Source organism: Blastomonas sp. UPD001 (genome assembly GCF_003426715.1).
Lineage (GTDB): Bacteria > Pseudomonadota > Alphaproteobacteria > Sphingomonadales > Sphingomonadaceae > Blastomonas.
This window is the reverse complement of record NZ_QKVT01000001.1, coordinates 1989900-2006052: the sequence shown is the minus strand read 5'-3', so window position 1 is coordinate 2006052 and position 16153 is coordinate 1989900. Positions and strand designations below refer to the sequence as shown.

Sequence of the window (16153 nt, the reverse complement as noted above, 5' to 3'; positions counted from 1 at the left end):
CGACTGCCGGTCCGCGCCGCTCACGCTCAGCATCGTCACCCCGCCCTCGCCGCACCGCCCCGCGCGGGTCGAGGCGCTGATCGCCTGGCTGCGCCCGCGCCTGGCAGGGGGGCAGCAAGGGGAGTAAACTTGCGTTTCATCTCCGTTACGAATTGGAAACCAATTGGCGTTAATTTGGCAAAAGCGACGAACCGAAAAGGGCCGTCCGAGCGCCGGAAACGGGAGTCTTCCGCGACTTCCTGCGCCCGCGCAGGCCTGTGCGACTCGTGGAGTCAGGCCGGTTAATTCAAAATTAACCTTTTGCCCCCAAAAAAATATGGTTAATGTTTTCCTCGTCGATCCGTTCTTGGGTCCAGATGACTGAACGGTGCCGATGGCACGGGCGAAAAGGGGCTGCACATGCGGGTGCTTTTGATCGAAGATGAGCCGACCACGGCCAAGGCAATCGAGCTGATGCTCACGACCGAGGGTTTCAACGTCTATACCACCGACCTGGGCGAGGAAGGCCTCGACCTCGGCAAGCTGTATGATTACGACATCATCCTGCTGGACCTGAACCTGCCCGACATGCACGGCTATGACGTGCTGAAGAAGCTGCGCGTCGCCAAGGTGCAGACGCCGGTGCTCATCCTTTCGGGCATTTCGGAAATGGACAGCAAGGTGCGCTCGTTCGGATTCGGCGCCGACGATTACGTGACCAAGCCGTTCCACCGCGAAGAGCTGATCGCGCGCATTCACGCCGTGGTGCGCCGCTCCAAGGGCCATTCGCAAAGCGTCATCCGCACCGGCAAGCTGGCGGTCAACCTGGATGCCAAGACCGTCGAGGTCGATGGTGCCCGCGTCCACCTGACCGGCAAGGAATATGCGATGCTCGAGCTGCTGTCGCTGCGCAAGGGCACCACGCTGACCAAGGAAATGTTCCTGAACCACCTGTATGGCGGCATGGACGAACCCGAACTCAAGATCATCGACGTCTTCATCTGCAAGCTGCGCAAGAAACTGGCGCTGGCCTGCGGGGGCGAGAATTATATCGAGACCGTCTGGGGCCGCGGCTATGTGCTGCGCGATCCGGAGGCCGATGGCGAGGTGATCGCTGCCTGATTACTCCTGAACTACCCTTCACCCTTCCTCTCTTCCTGAAAGGGGTCGCGGGCAACCGCGGCCCCTTTTGGCTGTTCGCCGGGCGGCAGAAATGCGTCCTTTCGCTTGCCAAGCCGGGCCTCCGCGTTAACGGTTGCGCGCCGGGGAGGGCCGAATGACGCATCCATATCGCACGCATGCCCGCGTGCTGACCGCATCGCTGGTCGGCACGGCGGTCGAATTCTACGATTTCTATATCTACGCGACCGCTGCCGCCCTGGTGTTCGGGCCGCTGTTCTTCCCGTCTGAAAGCGCCTCGGCGCAGCTCATGCTGAGCTATATGAGCTTTGGCCTGGCCTTTTTCGCGCGGCCCGTCGGTGCGATCGCCTTCGGCCATTTCGGCGACCGGATCGGGCGCAAGTCCACGCTGGTCGCCTCGCTGCTGCTGATGGGCGGATCGACATTGCTGATCGCCTTCCTGCCGACCTGGCAGATGGTCGGCTGGGTCGCGCCACTGCTGCTGTGCATCCTGCGCTTCGGCCAGGGCTTCGGCTTGGGCGGCGAATGGGGTGGCGCGGCACTGCTGGCGGTGGAAAATGCCCCGCCGGGCTGGGCGGCGCGCTTCGGCATGGCGCCGCAGCTTGGCGCGCCGGTCGGCTTCATCGCGGCCAATGGGCTGTTCCTGCTACTGGGGCTCAATCTGACCGAAGAGCAATTCGTCGCCTGGGGCTGGCGTGTGCCCTTCCTCGCCAGCGGCATCCTGGTCGGCCTCGGCCTATGGGTGCGGCTGAAGATCAGCGAGACCCCCGATTTCGCGCGCGTGCTCGAGGCCGAGCGCCCCGCGCCGGTGCCGGTCGCCGAGCTGCTGCGCCACCATCTCCGCGCGACATTGGCGGGGACCTTCGCGGTCGTCGCCTGCTTTGCGATCTTCTATCTCTCGACCGCCTTCGCGCTCGGCTATGCCACCACCGCGCTGGGGCACGACCGCACCAGCTTCCTGATCGTCCAGCTGGGTGCGATCCTGTTCCTGGCGCTGGGCATCGTCATTTCGGGCTATCGCTCGGACGCGACGAGCAGCGGGCGCGTGCTGATGATCGGCTGCGCGGCGACCGTCGGCGTCGGCCTGATGTTCGGGCCGCTGCTGGGTTCGGGTTCGCTCTGGCTCGCCTGGATCGCCTTGTCGGTCGCGCTGCTGGTGATGGGCTTCGTCTATGGCCCCCTGGGCGCGTGGCTGCCGCAGCAGTTCCCCGCTCGCGTCCGCTATACCGGCGCGTCCACAGCGGGGGCGGGCGGTAGGTTAGCGCTCAGGGATATTGCTGGCGGGCGTGCATCACTGCGGCCACGATCACTGCATCTTCGGTCACGCGATAGATGATGAGGTAGTTGGGGTGGACGATGGCTTCCCGCGTTCCGCTGACCCGGCCAGTCCGGTACATCAGCGGGTGCTGGGTCAGTCGCTCGGCACAGGCCAGAATGGCGTCTTCCAGCTTTCTTGCAGCGCGCACATTCCGTGACGCAATATATTCCGATATGTCCCGGAGATCGGCGAGCGCCGCCTCAGTCCAGATCAGCTTCAGGGGTTTCATATTTGCTGATGATTTCGCGCATCTGCCTCATCACCTCTTCATGCGGGATGAAGGGCCCGGTCGATTGCAGCGCGCGTTCGACCTTTGCGCGGAACCATGCATCATAGGCCTCTTCCTCTTCGGACGAGGCGAATTCGGACTCGATCGGGGAATATTTGACCATGGCGTCAGTCTATCACAGGCGCCGCGGGCCGCAACAGCGTGAGCTTGGCCTTGCCGACGACGCGTTCGGTGTCGATCTCGAACCCGGCGACATCGAGCGTTTCCTTCGCCGAGGTCTCCACGCTGATCCAGCTCGAGGGCGCGAACCAGCCCAGGCGGCCGAGCTTGTCGAGCGCCACCGCGCCCGCGCCGGTGCCGTAAGGCGGATCGAGCAGCACCAGGTCGAACGGCTTGATCGCGGGACCTAGCGACAGCGCGGAACTCGGTCGCACCTGGCAGCGCGCATCGGCCCCGAGCAGGCGGATATTGCCCTTGAGCACGTCGATCGCAGGCCGGTCCTGCTCGACGAACACGCAGCGTTCCGCGCCGCGTGACAGCGCTTCCAGCCCCAGCGCGCCCGAGCCTGCGAACAGGTCGAGCACGCTCAGCGCCTCGAACGAGCCGAGGCGGCTGGTGAGCATCGAGAACAGCGTCTCGCGGGTGCGGTCGGCCGTGGGGCGGGTGGTGTCGCCCGGCGGGGCCTTGAGCTTGCGCCCCCGCCATTCGCCCGAGATGATGCGCAGCATATTCAGACCTTCTCCCCGGAGGGGGAGAAGGATACGCAGCCTTGCCAAGCGACAGCGCGGCTAGGCGGAGTTGGATGAGGGGCAGCAACGCTCGCTTGGCTTTGCACCCGCGTCACCCTCACCCAGCTTCGTCTAGGCTCCTTCGTCGCCAAGACTGCGCAACCCTCTCCCTTCAAGGGAGAGGGCAAATGTGCCATCCCCCTCATTTCAGCGTCTTCCGGAACGCGACGACATCGTGGCGGCGCACCTCGTCGATCGCGCCGACATCGAGCCCTTCGAGCAGGAACGGACCATAGCGCGTGCGGATGAGGCGCGAGACCTTGAGGCCGAGATGTTCGAGCACGCGGCGCACCTCGCGGTTCTTGCCCTCGGTCAGCGTCATCTCGATCCAGCCGTTGCGCCCGGTGCGGCGCTCCAGATTGGCGTCGATCTTGCCGTAGCGCACGCCCTCGATGGTGATGCCGTGGATCAGGTCCTCGAGCTGCGCCTGGCTGACCTCGCCGAACGCGCGCGCGCGATAGGTGCGCTCGACCCCGGTCGCGGGCAGCTCCATCTGACGCTTGAGTTCGCCGTCATTGGTCATCAGCAGCAGCCCCTCGGTATTGAGGTCGAGCCTTCCGACCGGCATCATCCGCGGCGCATCGGGCGCGACCCTGGCGAGATGCTCGTAGATGGTGGGGCGCCCGGTAAAGTCGCGCTCGGCGGTGAGCAGCCCGGCGGGCTTGTGGAAGCGCCACAATTTGGCGGGTGCGGGTTCCTTGACCGGCTTGCCGTCGACGGTGATGCCGTTGAGGCTGGTCAGCACCGTGGCGGGCGTGGTGATCGCGACACCATCGCGCGCGACGCGCCCGCCCTCGATCATCCGCTCGATCTCGCGGCGCGAGGCGATGCCGGCGCGCGCGAGAAGCTTGGCGATACGCTGGCCTTCGCCGAGCGTGGAGGTGCGGGCCTTGGGTTGTGCGGCGCGCGGCGACGGACTGTCGTCGAGCGGATCGAATTTCGGTTTCCGGGGGGGCATGCGCGCTGCTATAACGTCGAAGCGCCGCGGCGGGAACGCAAGAATTGCACCCGGCGTATTTGCCTTTCCCGCCGCCCGCCCGTTCAGAAAGTTCCCCCATGCTGTTTTCGCGGTTCACCCGGTCGATCGAAACCATCCTGATCGTCGAGGACGAGCCGCTGGTCGCCTTCGACAACGAATTGCGCGTGGTCGATGCGGGTTATCGCGTCGTCGCCACGGTCGATACCGAGGCCGAGGCGATCGCGGTGCTGGAGCGCGAACCGATCCATCTGGTGCTCGCCGATGTCAACCTGTCGCGCGGCGGCAGCGGCGTCGAGGTGGCGCGGGCGGCGAGCGAGCGCGATATTCCCGTGCTGTTCGCGACCGGCACCTGCCCGGGCCATGCCAGGCAATATGCGATCGGCTGCCTGATCAAGCCCTATAGCGCGGCGGAGCTGGTCAAGGCGATCCACGCGGTCGATCTGCTGATCCGCGGCGAGACGCCCAAGGCCATGCCCAAGCCGCTCAACCTCTATTCGGCGGCGTAACCGCGCGCCTTTCTCCGGCGAACCTGGCGCGCATGAAGCGCAATGACTGCGCGCGAGGACAAGCGATGCTGAAAATCTGGATTCCGATGGCGGCGCTGGCCGCAATGACCGCCTTCGTGCTGGTCGAAGGCCACGCCGACATATCGCAGGCGGTAAGCCATCCGCGAAATGCAACGGCTCCTGCTGCGCTGGCGCAAAGCGCCGCCGGCCCGGTCGTGGCCGAACTGTTCACCAGCCAGGGCTGTTCGTCCTGCCCGCCCGCCGATGCGGTGGCAGCGCGCCTGGCCCGCGATCCCGGCGTGCTGGTGATCAGCCGCCCGGTCACCTATTGGGACCGGCTCGGCTGGAAGGACAGCCTGGGGCGCGAGGAAAACACCCGGCTCCAGCGGCAATATGGCGATACGGCTTTTGGTGGCGCGAATATCTACACGCCGCAGCTCGTGGTCGATGGTCGCGCGCAGGCGGTGGGATCGCAAGAGGCGAAGGTGCGTGGCCTGCTCGCCACGGCTGCGACGGCCCGGCACAAGGCGGGGCTCCGCGTCCGTATTGCCGCTGACGCGAACGGCCGGCAGGTCATGCTTGATGGCCCCAGGGGCCAGCAGGCCGAGCTGGTGCTGGTCGCGCTCGCGTCCGGACGCACGGTCAGCATCGGCGCGGGCGAGAATGGCGGGCGCAAGGTGCATTATACCAATGTCGTGCTGGCCGAACGCAATCTGGGTCGCTGGAGCGGCGGCGCGCTAAGCGTCCCGATCACGCCCGATATGCTCCGCGTGACCGGCGCGGACCGCCACGCGTTGCTCGTGCGCCAGGGGCCGGGCGGGCCGGTGATCGGATCGGCGGTGATCTGACCGGGCCAGCGCGCGCAAAAGCCTCTGGCGTAAATCGCTGGTGCCGCTAGTTTCCTGCCCCGGGATACGGGAAGGGAAGCTGAATGACCGAACACACTGCCGGGATCGCCCCCGAGGCAACGGGCTGGCGTGCGTCGCTGCCGGTGGGCCTGCGCCCTTATACCGAGGCCGCGCCGCTCGCGGCGCTGTTCCTGGGCATTTCCTCGGGCTTTCCCTTCGCGATGATCGCGGCGACGCTGTCGACCCGGCTGGCGCAATCGGGGATCGAGAAATCGACCGTCACCGCCTTTGCGCTGACCTTTCTCGCGTACAATTTCAAATGGCTCTGGGCCCCGATCATCGATGCGGTGAAGCTGCCGCTGATCGGGCGGCTCGGCCAGCGTGTGTCGTGGCTGATCCTGTGCGCGGTGCTGGTGATGGTCGCGATCATGAACCTGGGGCTCGCCGATCCGGAAGCCGATATTGCCAGCGTCGCGGTCGCCGCGATCCTGGTCGGGGTGGCGGGCGCGACCTTCGACATCGTGATCGACGCCTATCGCATCGAACTGCTCGAGCCGCACCAGCTCGGCGTGGGGTCGGGCATGAGCCAGTATGGCTGGCGCATCGGCGCGGCACTCGCGGGATCGGTGGCGCTGATCGTCGCATGACCACGCACCTGATCAATGCCGGTCACCGCCGCATCGGCTTCATCAAGGGCCATCCCAATCATATGGCGTCGGACGACCGGCTGTTCGGCTATCGTCGCGCGCTCGACCGCGCCGGGCTGCCTTATGATCCGGTGCTGGTCTGCGATGGCGAGTTCGACTTCGATTCGGGCGTGCGCGGCGGGCGCGCGCTGCTCGATCTGCCGCAGCGGCCGAGCGCGATCTTCGCCTCGAACGACGACATGGCCGCTGGCGTGCTCGCCGTGGCGCACGATCGCGGCATGGACGTTCCCGCCGAACTATCGGTCGCCGGGTTCGACGATACCACGCTCGCGCGCACCGTCTGGCCGCCGCTCACCACCATCCACCAGCCCATGGCAGAACTCGCGCGCACCGCAACCGAGATCCTCATCGCAGGCGGCGACATCACCCATCGCCGCCTTCCCCATCAACTTGTCGAACGCGCCTCGGTAGCGCCCCCAAACAGGACCTTTTCATGAGCGAACTGCCCTTGCCTCCCGCCTTTCGTGCCCTTGGCGGAAGCGATATCATGGTTTCCCCCATTGCCTGGGGCATGTGGCGGCTCGCCGACAATGGCCGCAGCGTTGGCGAAGCGACGCGGCTGGTCCACGCCGCGCTCGATTCCGGGATCAACTTCCTCGATACCGCGGACATCTACGGCTTTGACGGCCAGGGCGGCTTTGGCGATGCCGAGGCGCTGCTGGGCGAAGTTCTTTCCGCGGACCCCGCCCTGCGCAGCCGCATGGTGCTGGCGACCAAGGGCGGCATCCTGCCCCCCCTGCCCTATGACCAGAGCGCCGACTATCTGCGCACCGCGATCGACGCCTCGCTGCGCCGCCTGAAGGTCGATATGGTCGACCTGTGGCAGATCCACCGCCCCGATATTCTCGCACACCCGCAGGAGGTCGCGCGCGTGCTCGACGATGCGGTGAGCGCGGGCAAGATTCGCTCGATTGGCGTGTCGAACTTCACCGTGCACCAGATCGCGGCGCTCGATCACTTCCTGGCGAGCAAGCTGGTCACCACCCAGCCCGAGATCAGCCCGTTGCGGATCGCCTGTTTCGAAAATGGCGAACTCGATCAGGCAATGATGATGGGCCTGACGCCGATGGCCTGGTCGCCGCTGGGCGGTGGACGCCTCGCTGCGGCAGAAACCGCGCGCGATCGGCTGGTAGCGGCGGCGCTCGATGCCGTCGCCGAGGCGCAGGGCGTCTCGCGCAGCGTCGCGGCCTATAGCTGGCTGATGGCGCACCCGGCGGGGATCATCCCCATCATCGGATCGCAACAGGCCGAACGCATCGCCGAGGGCGCAGCGGCGCTCAAGGTGCGCTGGACCCGGCAGGACTGGTACGCGGTGCTGGTGGCCGCGCGCGGCGAGCCCCTGCCCTGATGCTGCGCGGCATGCTTCGACAGGCTCAGCATGAGCGGGGTTGGGGCTGTCATTCAAACCTTATCCGCTCAGCCTGAGCTTGTCGAAGGCCCCGCGCCAGATCGAAGGAACCGAAATATGACCCAAGCCCCTGATCAGCAATGCGAAATCGCCTGGTTTTCGGCGCTGTGCGACGACGACTATGAATTCCTGGGCGTGCCCGACCCCTATCTGCAATCGAGCTGGGAGCATTGCCGCAACATCGTGCTGCGCGCCGAGGAAGGCGGGTTCGACAATATCCTGCTTCCGTCGGGCTATTCGCTCGGGCTCGATACCACCGCGTTCGCCGCAGCCGTCGCAACCCAGGTCCGCCGCATCAAGCTGCTCTGGGCGACGCGCATGGGCGAGGACTGGCCGCCGCAGCTCGCGCGCCGCATTGCGACGCTCGACCGCATTCTCGGCCCCAACGCTTCGGGTACCGGCGGACGGCTGAACGTCAACATCATCTCGTCCGACATGCCGGGCGAGAAGATCGAATCCGGCCCCCGCTATGCCCGCGCGACCGAGATCATGAAGATCGTGCGTACCTTGCTCAACGGCGAGGCGCTCGATTTCCAGGGCGATTTTTACAACCTGAAGCTCGACCCGCCGCGCATCACCACATTGTCCGGCAAATGCCCCGCCTTCTATTTCGGCGGCCTCAGCCATGAGGCACGCGAATGCGCCGCGGAGGCGTGCGACGTGTACCTGATGTGGCCCGATACGATGGACAAGGTGCGCGAGAATATCGCCGACCTGAAGGCGCGCGCCGCCAAATACGGCCGCACGCTCAAGTTCGGCTATCGCGTCCATGTCATCGTCCGCGAGACCGAGGACGAGGCGCGCGCCTATGCCGACCGACTGCTCTCCAAGCTCGATGACGAGGCGGGCAAGGCGATCCGCGAAAAGTCGCTCGATGCCAAGAATTACGGCGTGCAGCGCCAGCAGGAACTGCGCGGCGCGGCCGATGGCGACGGCTTTGTCGAGGAGAATCTGTGGACCGGCATCGGCCGCGCGCGTTCGGGCTGCGGCGCTGCGATCGTCGGCACGCCCGATCAGGTGCTCGCCAAGTTGCGCGCCTATCAGGCCGAGGGCATCGAGGCGTTCATCCTCTCGGGCTATCCGCATGTGCAGGAAGCCGATATGTTCGCGCGCTATGTCCTTCCGCACATCCAGCACGGACCGCTCGAGATCTGATGGACCAGTCGCCGCATCCTGAGGCCAGCCCGTTCGACGTCGCCGTGATCGGCGGCGGCGTCAACGGCACCGGCATCGCCCGCGATGCCGCAGGACGCGGCGCGCGCGTGCTGCTGCTCGAGGCGCAGGATCTTGCGAGTGGCACCTCGTCCAATTCGAGCAAGCTGATCCATGGCGGGCTGCGCTATCTGGAGCATTACGAGTTCGGTCTGGTGCGCGAAGCGCTGGGCGAGCGCGAGATCCTCTGGGGCATCGCGCCGCACATCATCTGGCCGATGCGGTTCGTGCTGCCCTGGGTCAAGGGCCTGCGGCCGCGCTGGCTGCTGCGGCTCGGACTGTTCCTCTATGACCATATCGGCGCGCGCAAGCTGCTGCCCGCGACCGAGACGATCCGGCTCGACCGGCATCCTGCGGGCGCACCGCTCAAGCCCGAGTTCCGCCATGGCTTCGTCTATTCGGACGGATGGGTCGATGATGCGCGGCTGGTCGTGCTCAACGCGCGCGATGCCGCCGATCATGGGGCGGAGGTGCATAGCCGCTGCCCGGTGACAAAGCTGGCGCGCGTCGGCAATCACTGGCGCATCGAGACGCCGCAGGGCAAATTCACCGCGCGATCGATCGTCAACGCCGCCGGCCCCTCGGTGCTCGGCATCCTGGGCAAGTCGGGCGAGCAGCCCAAGCAGTCGATCCGGCTGGTGCGCGGGTCGCATATCGTGGTGCGCAAGCTGTTCGATCACCCGCACCCCTATTTCTTCCAGTTGCCCGATGGCCGCATCTTTTTTGCGATCCCCTATGAGCAGGACTTCACGCTGATCGGCACCACCGATCGCGACCAGCAGCCCGGCGAGCCGATCGTCGCGAGCGAGGAGGAAATCGCCTATCTGTGCGAGGGCGCGAGCCGCTTCTTTGCCAGGCCGGTGACGCCCGCCGATGTCGTGTGGACCTATTCGGGCGTGCGGCCGCTGGTCGACGACGGGTCGGGCAAGCCCGAAGCGGCAACGCGCGGCTATCGCTTCGAGCTGACTGAAGAGCATGAAGGCGCGCCGATGCTTTCGGTCTTCGGGGGCAAGATCACCACCTTCCGCACGCTCAGTCAGGAGGCGGTCGACAAGCTCGCCAGCCGCGTTCCATCCTTGCGCGGCGACCATTGGACGCACGCCAGCCCCCTACCCGGCGGCGATTTCGCCGTGCACGATGTGGCGCAGCAGATCGCGGGTCTGCGCCAGCGCTATCCGTTCCTCGAAGCCGGCTGGGCCGAGCGGCTGATCCGTACCTATGGCACGGTCGCCGCGCGCTTTCTGGGCGATGCCAGGACGCTCGCCGATTGCGGCGAGCATTTCGGCCATGGCCTGACCGAGGCCGAGGTGCGGCATCTCGTTACCAACGAATGGGCGGTCACCGCCGAGGATATTCTCTGGCGCCGCACCAAGCTGGGCCTGCACCTTTCGGCCGACCAGCAGGCCGCGCTCGAACGCTTTTTCCAGAAGGAACCCGTAACATGACACCCCGCATCGTCGCGATCGGCGGCACCGTTTCGATCGGCAGCACCACCGAGCTCGCGCTGCGCACCGCGATGGCCAGCGCCGCCACGTACGGGGCCGAGGTGCAACTGTTCGACGGGGCCTATCTGGCCGCGCTGCCGCATTATCGCTCCACGGCCCATGCCGGTGCGGAAGGCCGCGAGATGGTCGAGGCGGTGCGCGCCGCCGATGGCGTGCTGCTCGCAGCACCTGGCTATCACGGCACGATCTCAGGCCTCGTCAAGAACGCGCTCGATTATCTCGAGGACCTGTCGAAGGACACGCGCCCCTATCTCGATGGACGCGCGGTCGGGCTGATTGCCACGGCCTATGGCGACCAGGCCACGATGAGCACGATGCAGACGCTGCGCAGCATCGTCCATGCCTTGCGCGGGTGGCCGACGCCGATGGGCGCGACGATCCGCACCTATCCCGGTCTGTTCTCGCCCGATGGCGAATGCCTGGATGACCGGGCGCGGATGCAGCTCGACATGGTCGGCCAGCAGGTCGTGCAGGGCGCGACCAGCCTCAGCGCGATGGCAAGGCCCGCCGCATGAGCATCGCAGGCGCGGTCGAGGCCCTGAAACAGGGCAAGGTGATCATCATCATCGGTGACCGCTTCCGCCGGGGCGACATGGATCTTGCGGTCGCCGCGCAGCATGCGAGCGCAGAGGCGATCAACTTCATGGCGACGCACGGGCGCGGGCTGATCTGCCTGGCGATGCAGCAGGACCGCGCGATGCGCCTGGGCATCGGCCTCATGAACCCCGGCAAGGACCGGCAATCGGGAAGGCCTTTGGGCCGCTCGATCGAGGCCGCCGAGGGCGTCACCACCGGCATTTCCGCCGCCGACCGCGCGCAGACGGTCCGGGTCGCGGTCGCGCCCGAGGCCACCGCCGACGACATCGTCTCGCCCGGCCATATCTTCCCGCTGATCTGTTCGCCCGGCGGTGTGCAGGAGCGCCCCGCTGCTGCCGAGGCCGCGATCGAGCTGTCACGGCGCGCCGGCTGCGGCGATGCGGCCGTGATCTGCTCGATCATGCGCGACGATGGCGAGATGGCGCGGCCCGGCGACATTGCCGATCTGGTCGAACGCTTCGGGCTAGAGGTCGCGGATATCGGCGATCTGCTGGACGAGAATGCAGGCACGGAGGCTGCGCATGGCGAATGATCCGCTGATCCTGGTGCTCGACGAAGGCACCACCTCGACCCGCGCGATGCTCTACACGCTGGCGGGCGAATGGATCGCGACCGAGCAGCGCGACATCACCCAATATTATCCGCAGCCCGGCTGGGTCGAACATGACGCGACCGAGATCTGGGAGCGCACCCTCGCCTGCGCGCAGGCAATGGTCGACCGTGCCGGCGGGGCCGAGCGGATCGCCGCGATCGGCGTCACCAACCAGCGCGAGACCGTGGTCGCGTGGGACAAGGCGACCGGCCAGCCGCTTGGCAAGGCGATCGTCTGGCAGGATCGTCGCACCGACGAGCAGTGCCAGCAGTTGCGCGCGGGCGGTCATGAGGCTGCGGTGCAATCGGCCACCGGGCTGCTGCTCGACCCCTATTTTTCCGCGACCAAGATGGCGTGGATGCTGCGCAACATCGACGGTGCGGATGCGCTGGGCGACCGGCTCGCCTTCGGCACGATCGAAAGCTGGCTGGTGTGGAATCTCACCGGCGGGCTGCACATTTCCGACGTCTCGAATGCCAGCCGCACCAGCCTGCTCGCGCTGACCGGCCAGAGCTGGGACGAGGGCCTGTGCGACCTGTTCGGCGTTCCGCGCGCCGCGCTTCCGCAAGTGGTGGCCAGCACCGGTGCGTTTGGCACGACGAAACCGGAACTGTTCGGCACCCCGATCCCGATCACCGGTCTTGCCGGCGATCAGCAATCCGCCACGATCGGCCAGGGCTGTTTCGATTTCGGCCAGACCAAGGCGACGCTCGGCACCGGCGCGTTCATCCTCGCCAACATGGGCCAGACCCCGCCGAGATCGGAGCACCGCCTGCTCGGCACCGTGCTGTGCGAGGTAAACGGCACGCGCAGTTTCGCGCTCGAAGGATCGGTGTTCGTGGCGGGCAGCCTGGTCAAATGGCTGCGCGACAGCATCGGCCTGCTGGGCAATGCGGCGGAGAGCGAGGCGCTCGCGCGCTCTGTGCCCGATAGTGGCGGCGTGGTCGTGGTCCCTGCGCTGTCCGGGCTTGGCGCTCCCTATTGGCTGCCCGATGCGCGCGGTTCGATCACCGGACTCTCGTTCGCGACGACGCGCGCGCATATCGTTCGTGCGTCGCTCGAATCGGTCGCCAATGTGTTCCACGATCTCGGCCGCGCCTTTGCCGCCGATGGCGCGCCCTGGTCGGTGCTGCGGCTCGACGGCGGGATGAGCGCGAATGACTGGATCGCGCAGGATATCGCCGATGTGCTGAACATCCCGTGCGAACGCCCGAGCGATGTCGAGACCACGGCGCGCGGCGCGGCGATCCTCGCCGCGATCGGTGCAGGCCATTATGGCTCGCTCGAAGACGCGCGCGCGATGGTCGCGCCGATCCAGACCTTCGATCCGCAGATGGACAGCGCGGCGCGCGACCAGCGCCTCGGCCAATGGACCAAGGCGCTGGCGCAGATCGCGAACAGGATTTCGTAGCTGCCGGTGCTGTCGAGAATATAGCCGGTGAACAGCGCCATCCCCATGCCGCCGAGCGCGCCGACGGTGCCGCCGATGCCCACGACCGAGCCGACCGCACCGCGCGGGAAGACATCCGACGGAAGCGTGTAGAGGTTGGCCGAGAAGGCCTGGTGCGCCGCCGTGGCGAGGCCGATGATCAGCACCGCGCCCCAGACGCTGTCGATGCCTTGCGCGAACCAGATCGGCGTGACGGCCAGCGCGCAGACCAGCATTGTCGCCTTGCGCGCGAAATTGGGAGTCTTGCCGGCCTTGATCAGCCGCGAGGACATCCAGCCTCCGAAGATCGAGCCGCCGTCCGAGATGAGATAGATCGCGGCGAGCGGCAGGCCGAAGGTCTTCAGGTCCATGTCATAGCGCTCGAACAGATAGCCGGGCAGCCAGAACAGGAAGAACCACCAGATCGGGTCGATCAGAAACTTGCCGAGCGCATAGGCCCAGGTCTCGCGCACGGTGAGCAGCTTGGCCCAGCCGATCTTCTCGACCGGGTCTGCCGGGTCCTGCTGGATCCAGGCGAGTTCGGCTGCCGAAACGCTCTTGTGCTCGGCCGGGTGACGATAGATCGCCCACCAGGCGATCAGCCAGACCAGGCCGAAAATGCCGGTGATGTAGAAGGCCTCGCGCCAACCGAACCACAGGACCAGGGCGGGCACGAGCAGCGGCGTGATGATCGCGCCAACATTGGCCCCGGCATTGAACAGCCCGATGGCAAAGGCGCGCTCGCGCTGCGGGAACCAGTCGGTGACCGCCTTGATCCCGGCTGGAAAGTTGCCGCTCTCGCCGATGCCCAGGCCGAAGCGCGCGGCGGCGAAGCTGGTGACGCCGCTCGCCAGACCATGCGCCATATGGCCCGCGGTCCAGATGACGATGGCGATGGCATAGCCCAGCCGCGCCCCCAGCACATCCACCACCCGGCCGAAGCCGATATAGCCGATGGCATAGGCGACCTGGAACCAGAAGACGATCGCGGCGAAATCGGTCTCGGTCCAGCCGAACTCGGCGACGAGGGTCGGCTTGAGCACGCCGATCATTTGGCGGTCGATATAGTTGATGGCGGTGGCCGCAAACAGCAGCCCGACGATCACCCAGCGATAGCGCCCTGCCCTGCCCGCTGCGGCATCGAGCGCCTGGGGCCGTGTCGCAGTTGCGGCGGTTTCAACCATGTTCAGCTCTCCCAAAGCAGCGCCCGGCCGTTGCCGATCCGCCTCCGTCCTGTTCCGTCAGCGCGGTTGCGCTGCCACCACGCGGCAATGCACATCGCCATGGCCGACAAACTCGGCGCGAAAATTCTGGCCGACCGCGATCTCGTGCACCCCGGTGATCGCGCCGGTCGAAACCCATAGCCCGTTCGACACGTCGAAGCCGCGCTGGATCAGGTTCGCCAGCAGAAAGCGCACCGCGCCATAAGGCCCATCGAGCATGGTCGCGGCGGTCGCCTGGCCAACCTCTGCGCCGTCAATCTCGCTGCGCACCAGAATGGCGCACAGATCGGTCTCGCGCCAACCGGTCAGCTCTGCGCCGAGCACCACGCCGGCATTGTTCCCGAAATCGGAAACGGTCACCGCAGGACCATCGAGATTGATCCGCGCATATGGCGAGCTGGCGATCTCGATGCCCAGCCGCACGTCATCGAGGATCGCGCGGGTCCCCTCGTCGTCGGTGGGCACCGGGCCGGCGAATCCGGGAGCGACATGCAGCAGGATTTCCGCCTCGCCCGCCGCAAAGCCGCCTTCGAAGACCGGCATCTCGGGGACCTGGCCGCTGCTCGCGTCGACCACGCTATCGGCGAAAATGGGCCCTGAAAGACGGTTCGCGCCCAGCGTGCCGTCGAGCGGGGGATTGATCCGCCCGACCTTCCAGCCTGCCACCGCGCGGCCATCGATATGGATGGCGCGGTCCTGGATCGAATAGGCGGCAGCGAGCGCATCGGGAATCGGCCCCGGATAGACGCTGAGCGCGCGTGCCTCGCGCCGCGCGCTGACAAAGGCCTGCGCCACCGCATCCACCTGTGCACTGACCTGCAATTCCATCCCCATCCGTCGTCCTTCTCTCAATCCCATTGCCTAGAGGAAACCGGTGTCATCCGCAAGGGGCGGCGTTTCCGCCACCCGGCCCTCTAGAGCGTCACACCCTTTTTCCAGATCGCGATCGCCCGCTGGCCTACGCGCTCTGCTGCGGTCCGCTCGCCGCTCGCGATGGCGAGCAGCCTGTTCAGGAACGCGCGATCGACCGCCTCCGCCGAAGCCTCGAGCACAGCGGACGCATCGAAATCGATCCAGTGCGGCTTGCTGGTCGCAAGCGCCCGGTTCGAGGCAATCTTGACCGTTGGTGCCGGAAAACCCAGCGGCGTACCGCGCCCGGTAGTGAACAGCACCAGGGTCGCGCCGGCAGCGGTCAGCGCGGTCGAGGACACGGCATCATTGCCCGGCGCTTCGAGCAGCGCGAGACCGGGCCGGTCGGCTTGCGCTCCGTACGCGATCACGCTGGCGAGCGGCGCGGTTCCCGCCTTCTGCACCGCACCCGCCGACTTTTCCTCGAGCGTGGTGATGCCGCCCGCAATATTGCCCGGCGAGGGATTTTCCGACACCGGCAGACCCTGGTCGAGATAATAGCGCTTGAAGCGGTTCACGAGATCGGCGGCCTGCGCGAAGGTTTGCGCGTCGACCGCGCTATCGAGCAGCGCCTGCTCCGCGCCGAAAATCTCGGGAATCTCGGTCAGGATCGGTATACCGCCGGCTGCGGCGAGCGTCTCGCTGAACCGGCCGAGCAGCGGGTTGGCGGTAAGTCCCGAAAAGCCGTCCGATCCGCCGCATTTCAGGCCGACGACCAATGCGCCGAGCGGCAGCGGCTCGCGCCGGGCCTGCGCCGCCGCTGCCACCAACGCGTCGATGATCG

15 protein-coding genes and 4 pseudogenes are annotated in these 16153 nt (G+C 66.7%); 12 read left to right on the top strand and 7 right to left on the bottom strand.

All coding sequences use genetic code 11. The annotated features are described in order from the left end of the window. Window positions 1-399: 399 nt before the first annotated feature. Window positions 400-1101 carry a response regulator transcription factor CtrA gene (gene ctrA, locus DM995_RS10190; RefSeq protein WP_023839689.1) on the top strand — a complete coding sequence of 234 codons (702 nt, stop codon included), beginning with the start codon at window positions 400-402 and terminating at the stop codon, window positions 1099-1101. A 154-nt stretch (window positions 1102-1255) separates the two neighbouring features. Then, window positions 1256-2455, top strand: a complete 1200-nt coding sequence (locus DM995_RS10185; RefSeq protein WP_232824287.1) for an MFS transporter — start codon at window positions 1256-1258, stop codon at window positions 2453-2455. Here the strand turns inward: DM995_RS10185 and DM995_RS10180 are convergent. The 4 genes from DM995_RS10180 to DM995_RS10165 all read right to left on the bottom strand — a co-directional run bounded on the left by DM995_RS10180 (window position 2385) and on the right by DM995_RS10165 (window position 4412). Further along, window positions 2385-2666, bottom strand: coding sequence for a type II toxin-antitoxin system RelE/ParE family toxin (locus tag DM995_RS10180; RefSeq protein WP_116969351.1), 282 nt, complete (start codon window positions 2664-2666; stop codon window positions 2385-2387). The two genes, DM995_RS10185 and DM995_RS10180, sit on opposite strands and share 71 nt — an antisense overlap. After that, window positions 2638-2829: a type II toxin-antitoxin system RelB family antitoxin gene (gene relB, locus DM995_RS10175; protein ID WP_116969350.1), complete on the bottom strand. Its 192-nt coding sequence runs from the start codon at window positions 2827-2829 to the stop codon at window positions 2638-2640. The genes DM995_RS10180 and relB overlap by 29 nt, the downstream gene beginning before the upstream one ends. A 4-nt stretch (window positions 2830-2833) precedes the next feature. After that, window positions 2834-3391: a 16S rRNA (guanine(966)-N(2))-methyltransferase RsmD gene (rsmD, locus tag DM995_RS10170; protein ID WP_116970414.1), complete on the bottom strand. Its 558-nt coding sequence runs from the start codon at window positions 3389-3391 to the stop codon at window positions 2834-2836. 205 nt (window positions 3392-3596) lie between these two features. Next, window positions 3597-4412, bottom strand: a complete 816-nt coding sequence (locus DM995_RS10165) for a pseudouridine synthase (protein ID WP_116969349.1) — start codon at window positions 4410-4412, stop codon at window positions 3597-3599. A gap of 98 nt (window positions 4413-4510) precedes the next feature. On the opposite strand from DM995_RS10165, the gene DM995_RS10160 reads away from it, so the two are divergent. The 10 genes and pseudogenes from DM995_RS10160 to DM995_RS10115 all read left to right on the top strand — a co-directional run. Then, a complete protein-coding gene (locus DM995_RS10160) occupies window positions 4511-4939 on the top strand; it encodes a response regulator (protein ID WP_116969348.1) in 429 nt (142 codons plus the stop codon). Between the two features lie 65 nt (window positions 4940-5004). After that, window positions 5005-5787, top strand: a complete 783-nt coding sequence (locus DM995_RS10155; protein WP_157973156.1) for a DUF1223 domain-containing protein — start codon at window positions 5005-5007, stop codon at window positions 5785-5787. A gap of 83 nt (window positions 5788-5870) precedes the next feature. Further along, a pseudogene (locus DM995_RS10150) lies at window positions 5871-6431 on the top strand (MFS transporter); the annotation flags it as partial. Continuing rightward, window positions 6431-6931: pseudogene (locus tag DM995_RS10145) on the top strand (substrate-binding domain-containing protein); the annotation flags it as partial. The pseudogenes DM995_RS10150 and DM995_RS10145, both read left to right, overlap by 1 nt. Further along, window positions 6928-7842, top strand: coding sequence for an aldo/keto reductase (locus DM995_RS10140; protein ID WP_116969346.1), 915 nt, complete (start codon window positions 6928-6930; stop codon window positions 7840-7842). The pseudogene DM995_RS10145 and the gene DM995_RS10140, both read left to right, overlap by 4 nt. A 117-nt stretch (window positions 7843-7959) precedes the next feature. After that, window positions 7960-9057 (top strand): LLM class flavin-dependent oxidoreductase, encoded by a 1098-nt coding sequence (locus tag DM995_RS10135; RefSeq protein ID WP_023837421.1) that lies wholly within the window; start codon window positions 7960-7962, stop codon window positions 9055-9057. Beyond that, window positions 9057-10559, top strand: a complete 1503-nt coding sequence (gene glpD, locus DM995_RS10130) for a glycerol-3-phosphate dehydrogenase (RefSeq protein ID WP_116969345.1) — start codon at window positions 9057-9059, stop codon at window positions 10557-10559. The genes DM995_RS10135 and glpD overlap by 1 nt, the downstream gene beginning before the upstream one ends. Further along, window positions 10556-11134 (top strand): NADPH-dependent FMN reductase, encoded by a 579-nt coding sequence (locus DM995_RS10125; protein ID WP_116969344.1) that lies wholly within the window; start codon window positions 10556-10558, stop codon window positions 11132-11134. Before glpD ends, DM995_RS10125 begins: the two co-directional genes overlap by 4 nt. Next, the gene (locus tag DM995_RS10120) at window positions 11131-11748 is read left to right on the top strand and encodes a 3,4-dihydroxy-2-butanone-4-phosphate synthase (protein ID WP_031317915.1); all 618 of its coding nucleotides are present in this window, start codon (window positions 11131-11133) and stop codon (window positions 11746-11748) included. Before DM995_RS10125 ends, DM995_RS10120 begins: the two co-directional genes overlap by 4 nt. Beyond that, window positions 11738-13192: pseudogene (locus tag DM995_RS10115) on the top strand (glycerol kinase); the annotation flags it as partial. The gene DM995_RS10120 and the pseudogene DM995_RS10115, both read left to right, overlap by 11 nt. On the opposite strand, the gene DM995_RS10110 reads toward DM995_RS10115, so the two are convergent. The 3 genes and pseudogenes from DM995_RS10110 to DM995_RS10100 form a co-directional block, all read right to left on the bottom strand. After that, a complete protein-coding gene (locus DM995_RS10110; RefSeq protein ID WP_232824285.1) occupies window positions 13081-14421 on the bottom strand; it encodes an MFS transporter in 1341 nt (446 codons plus the stop codon). The pseudogene DM995_RS10115 and the gene DM995_RS10110 sit on opposite strands and share 112 nt — an antisense overlap. A gap of 57 nt (window positions 14422-14478) precedes the next feature. Continuing rightward, window positions 14479-15294 (bottom strand): 2-keto-4-pentenoate hydratase, encoded by an 816-nt coding sequence (locus tag DM995_RS10105; RefSeq protein WP_116969342.1) that lies wholly within the window; start codon window positions 15292-15294, stop codon window positions 14479-14481. 80 nt (window positions 15295-15374) lie between these two features. Next, window positions 15375-16153 (bottom strand): annotated as a pseudogene (locus DM995_RS10100) (UxaA family hydrolase); the annotation flags it as partial.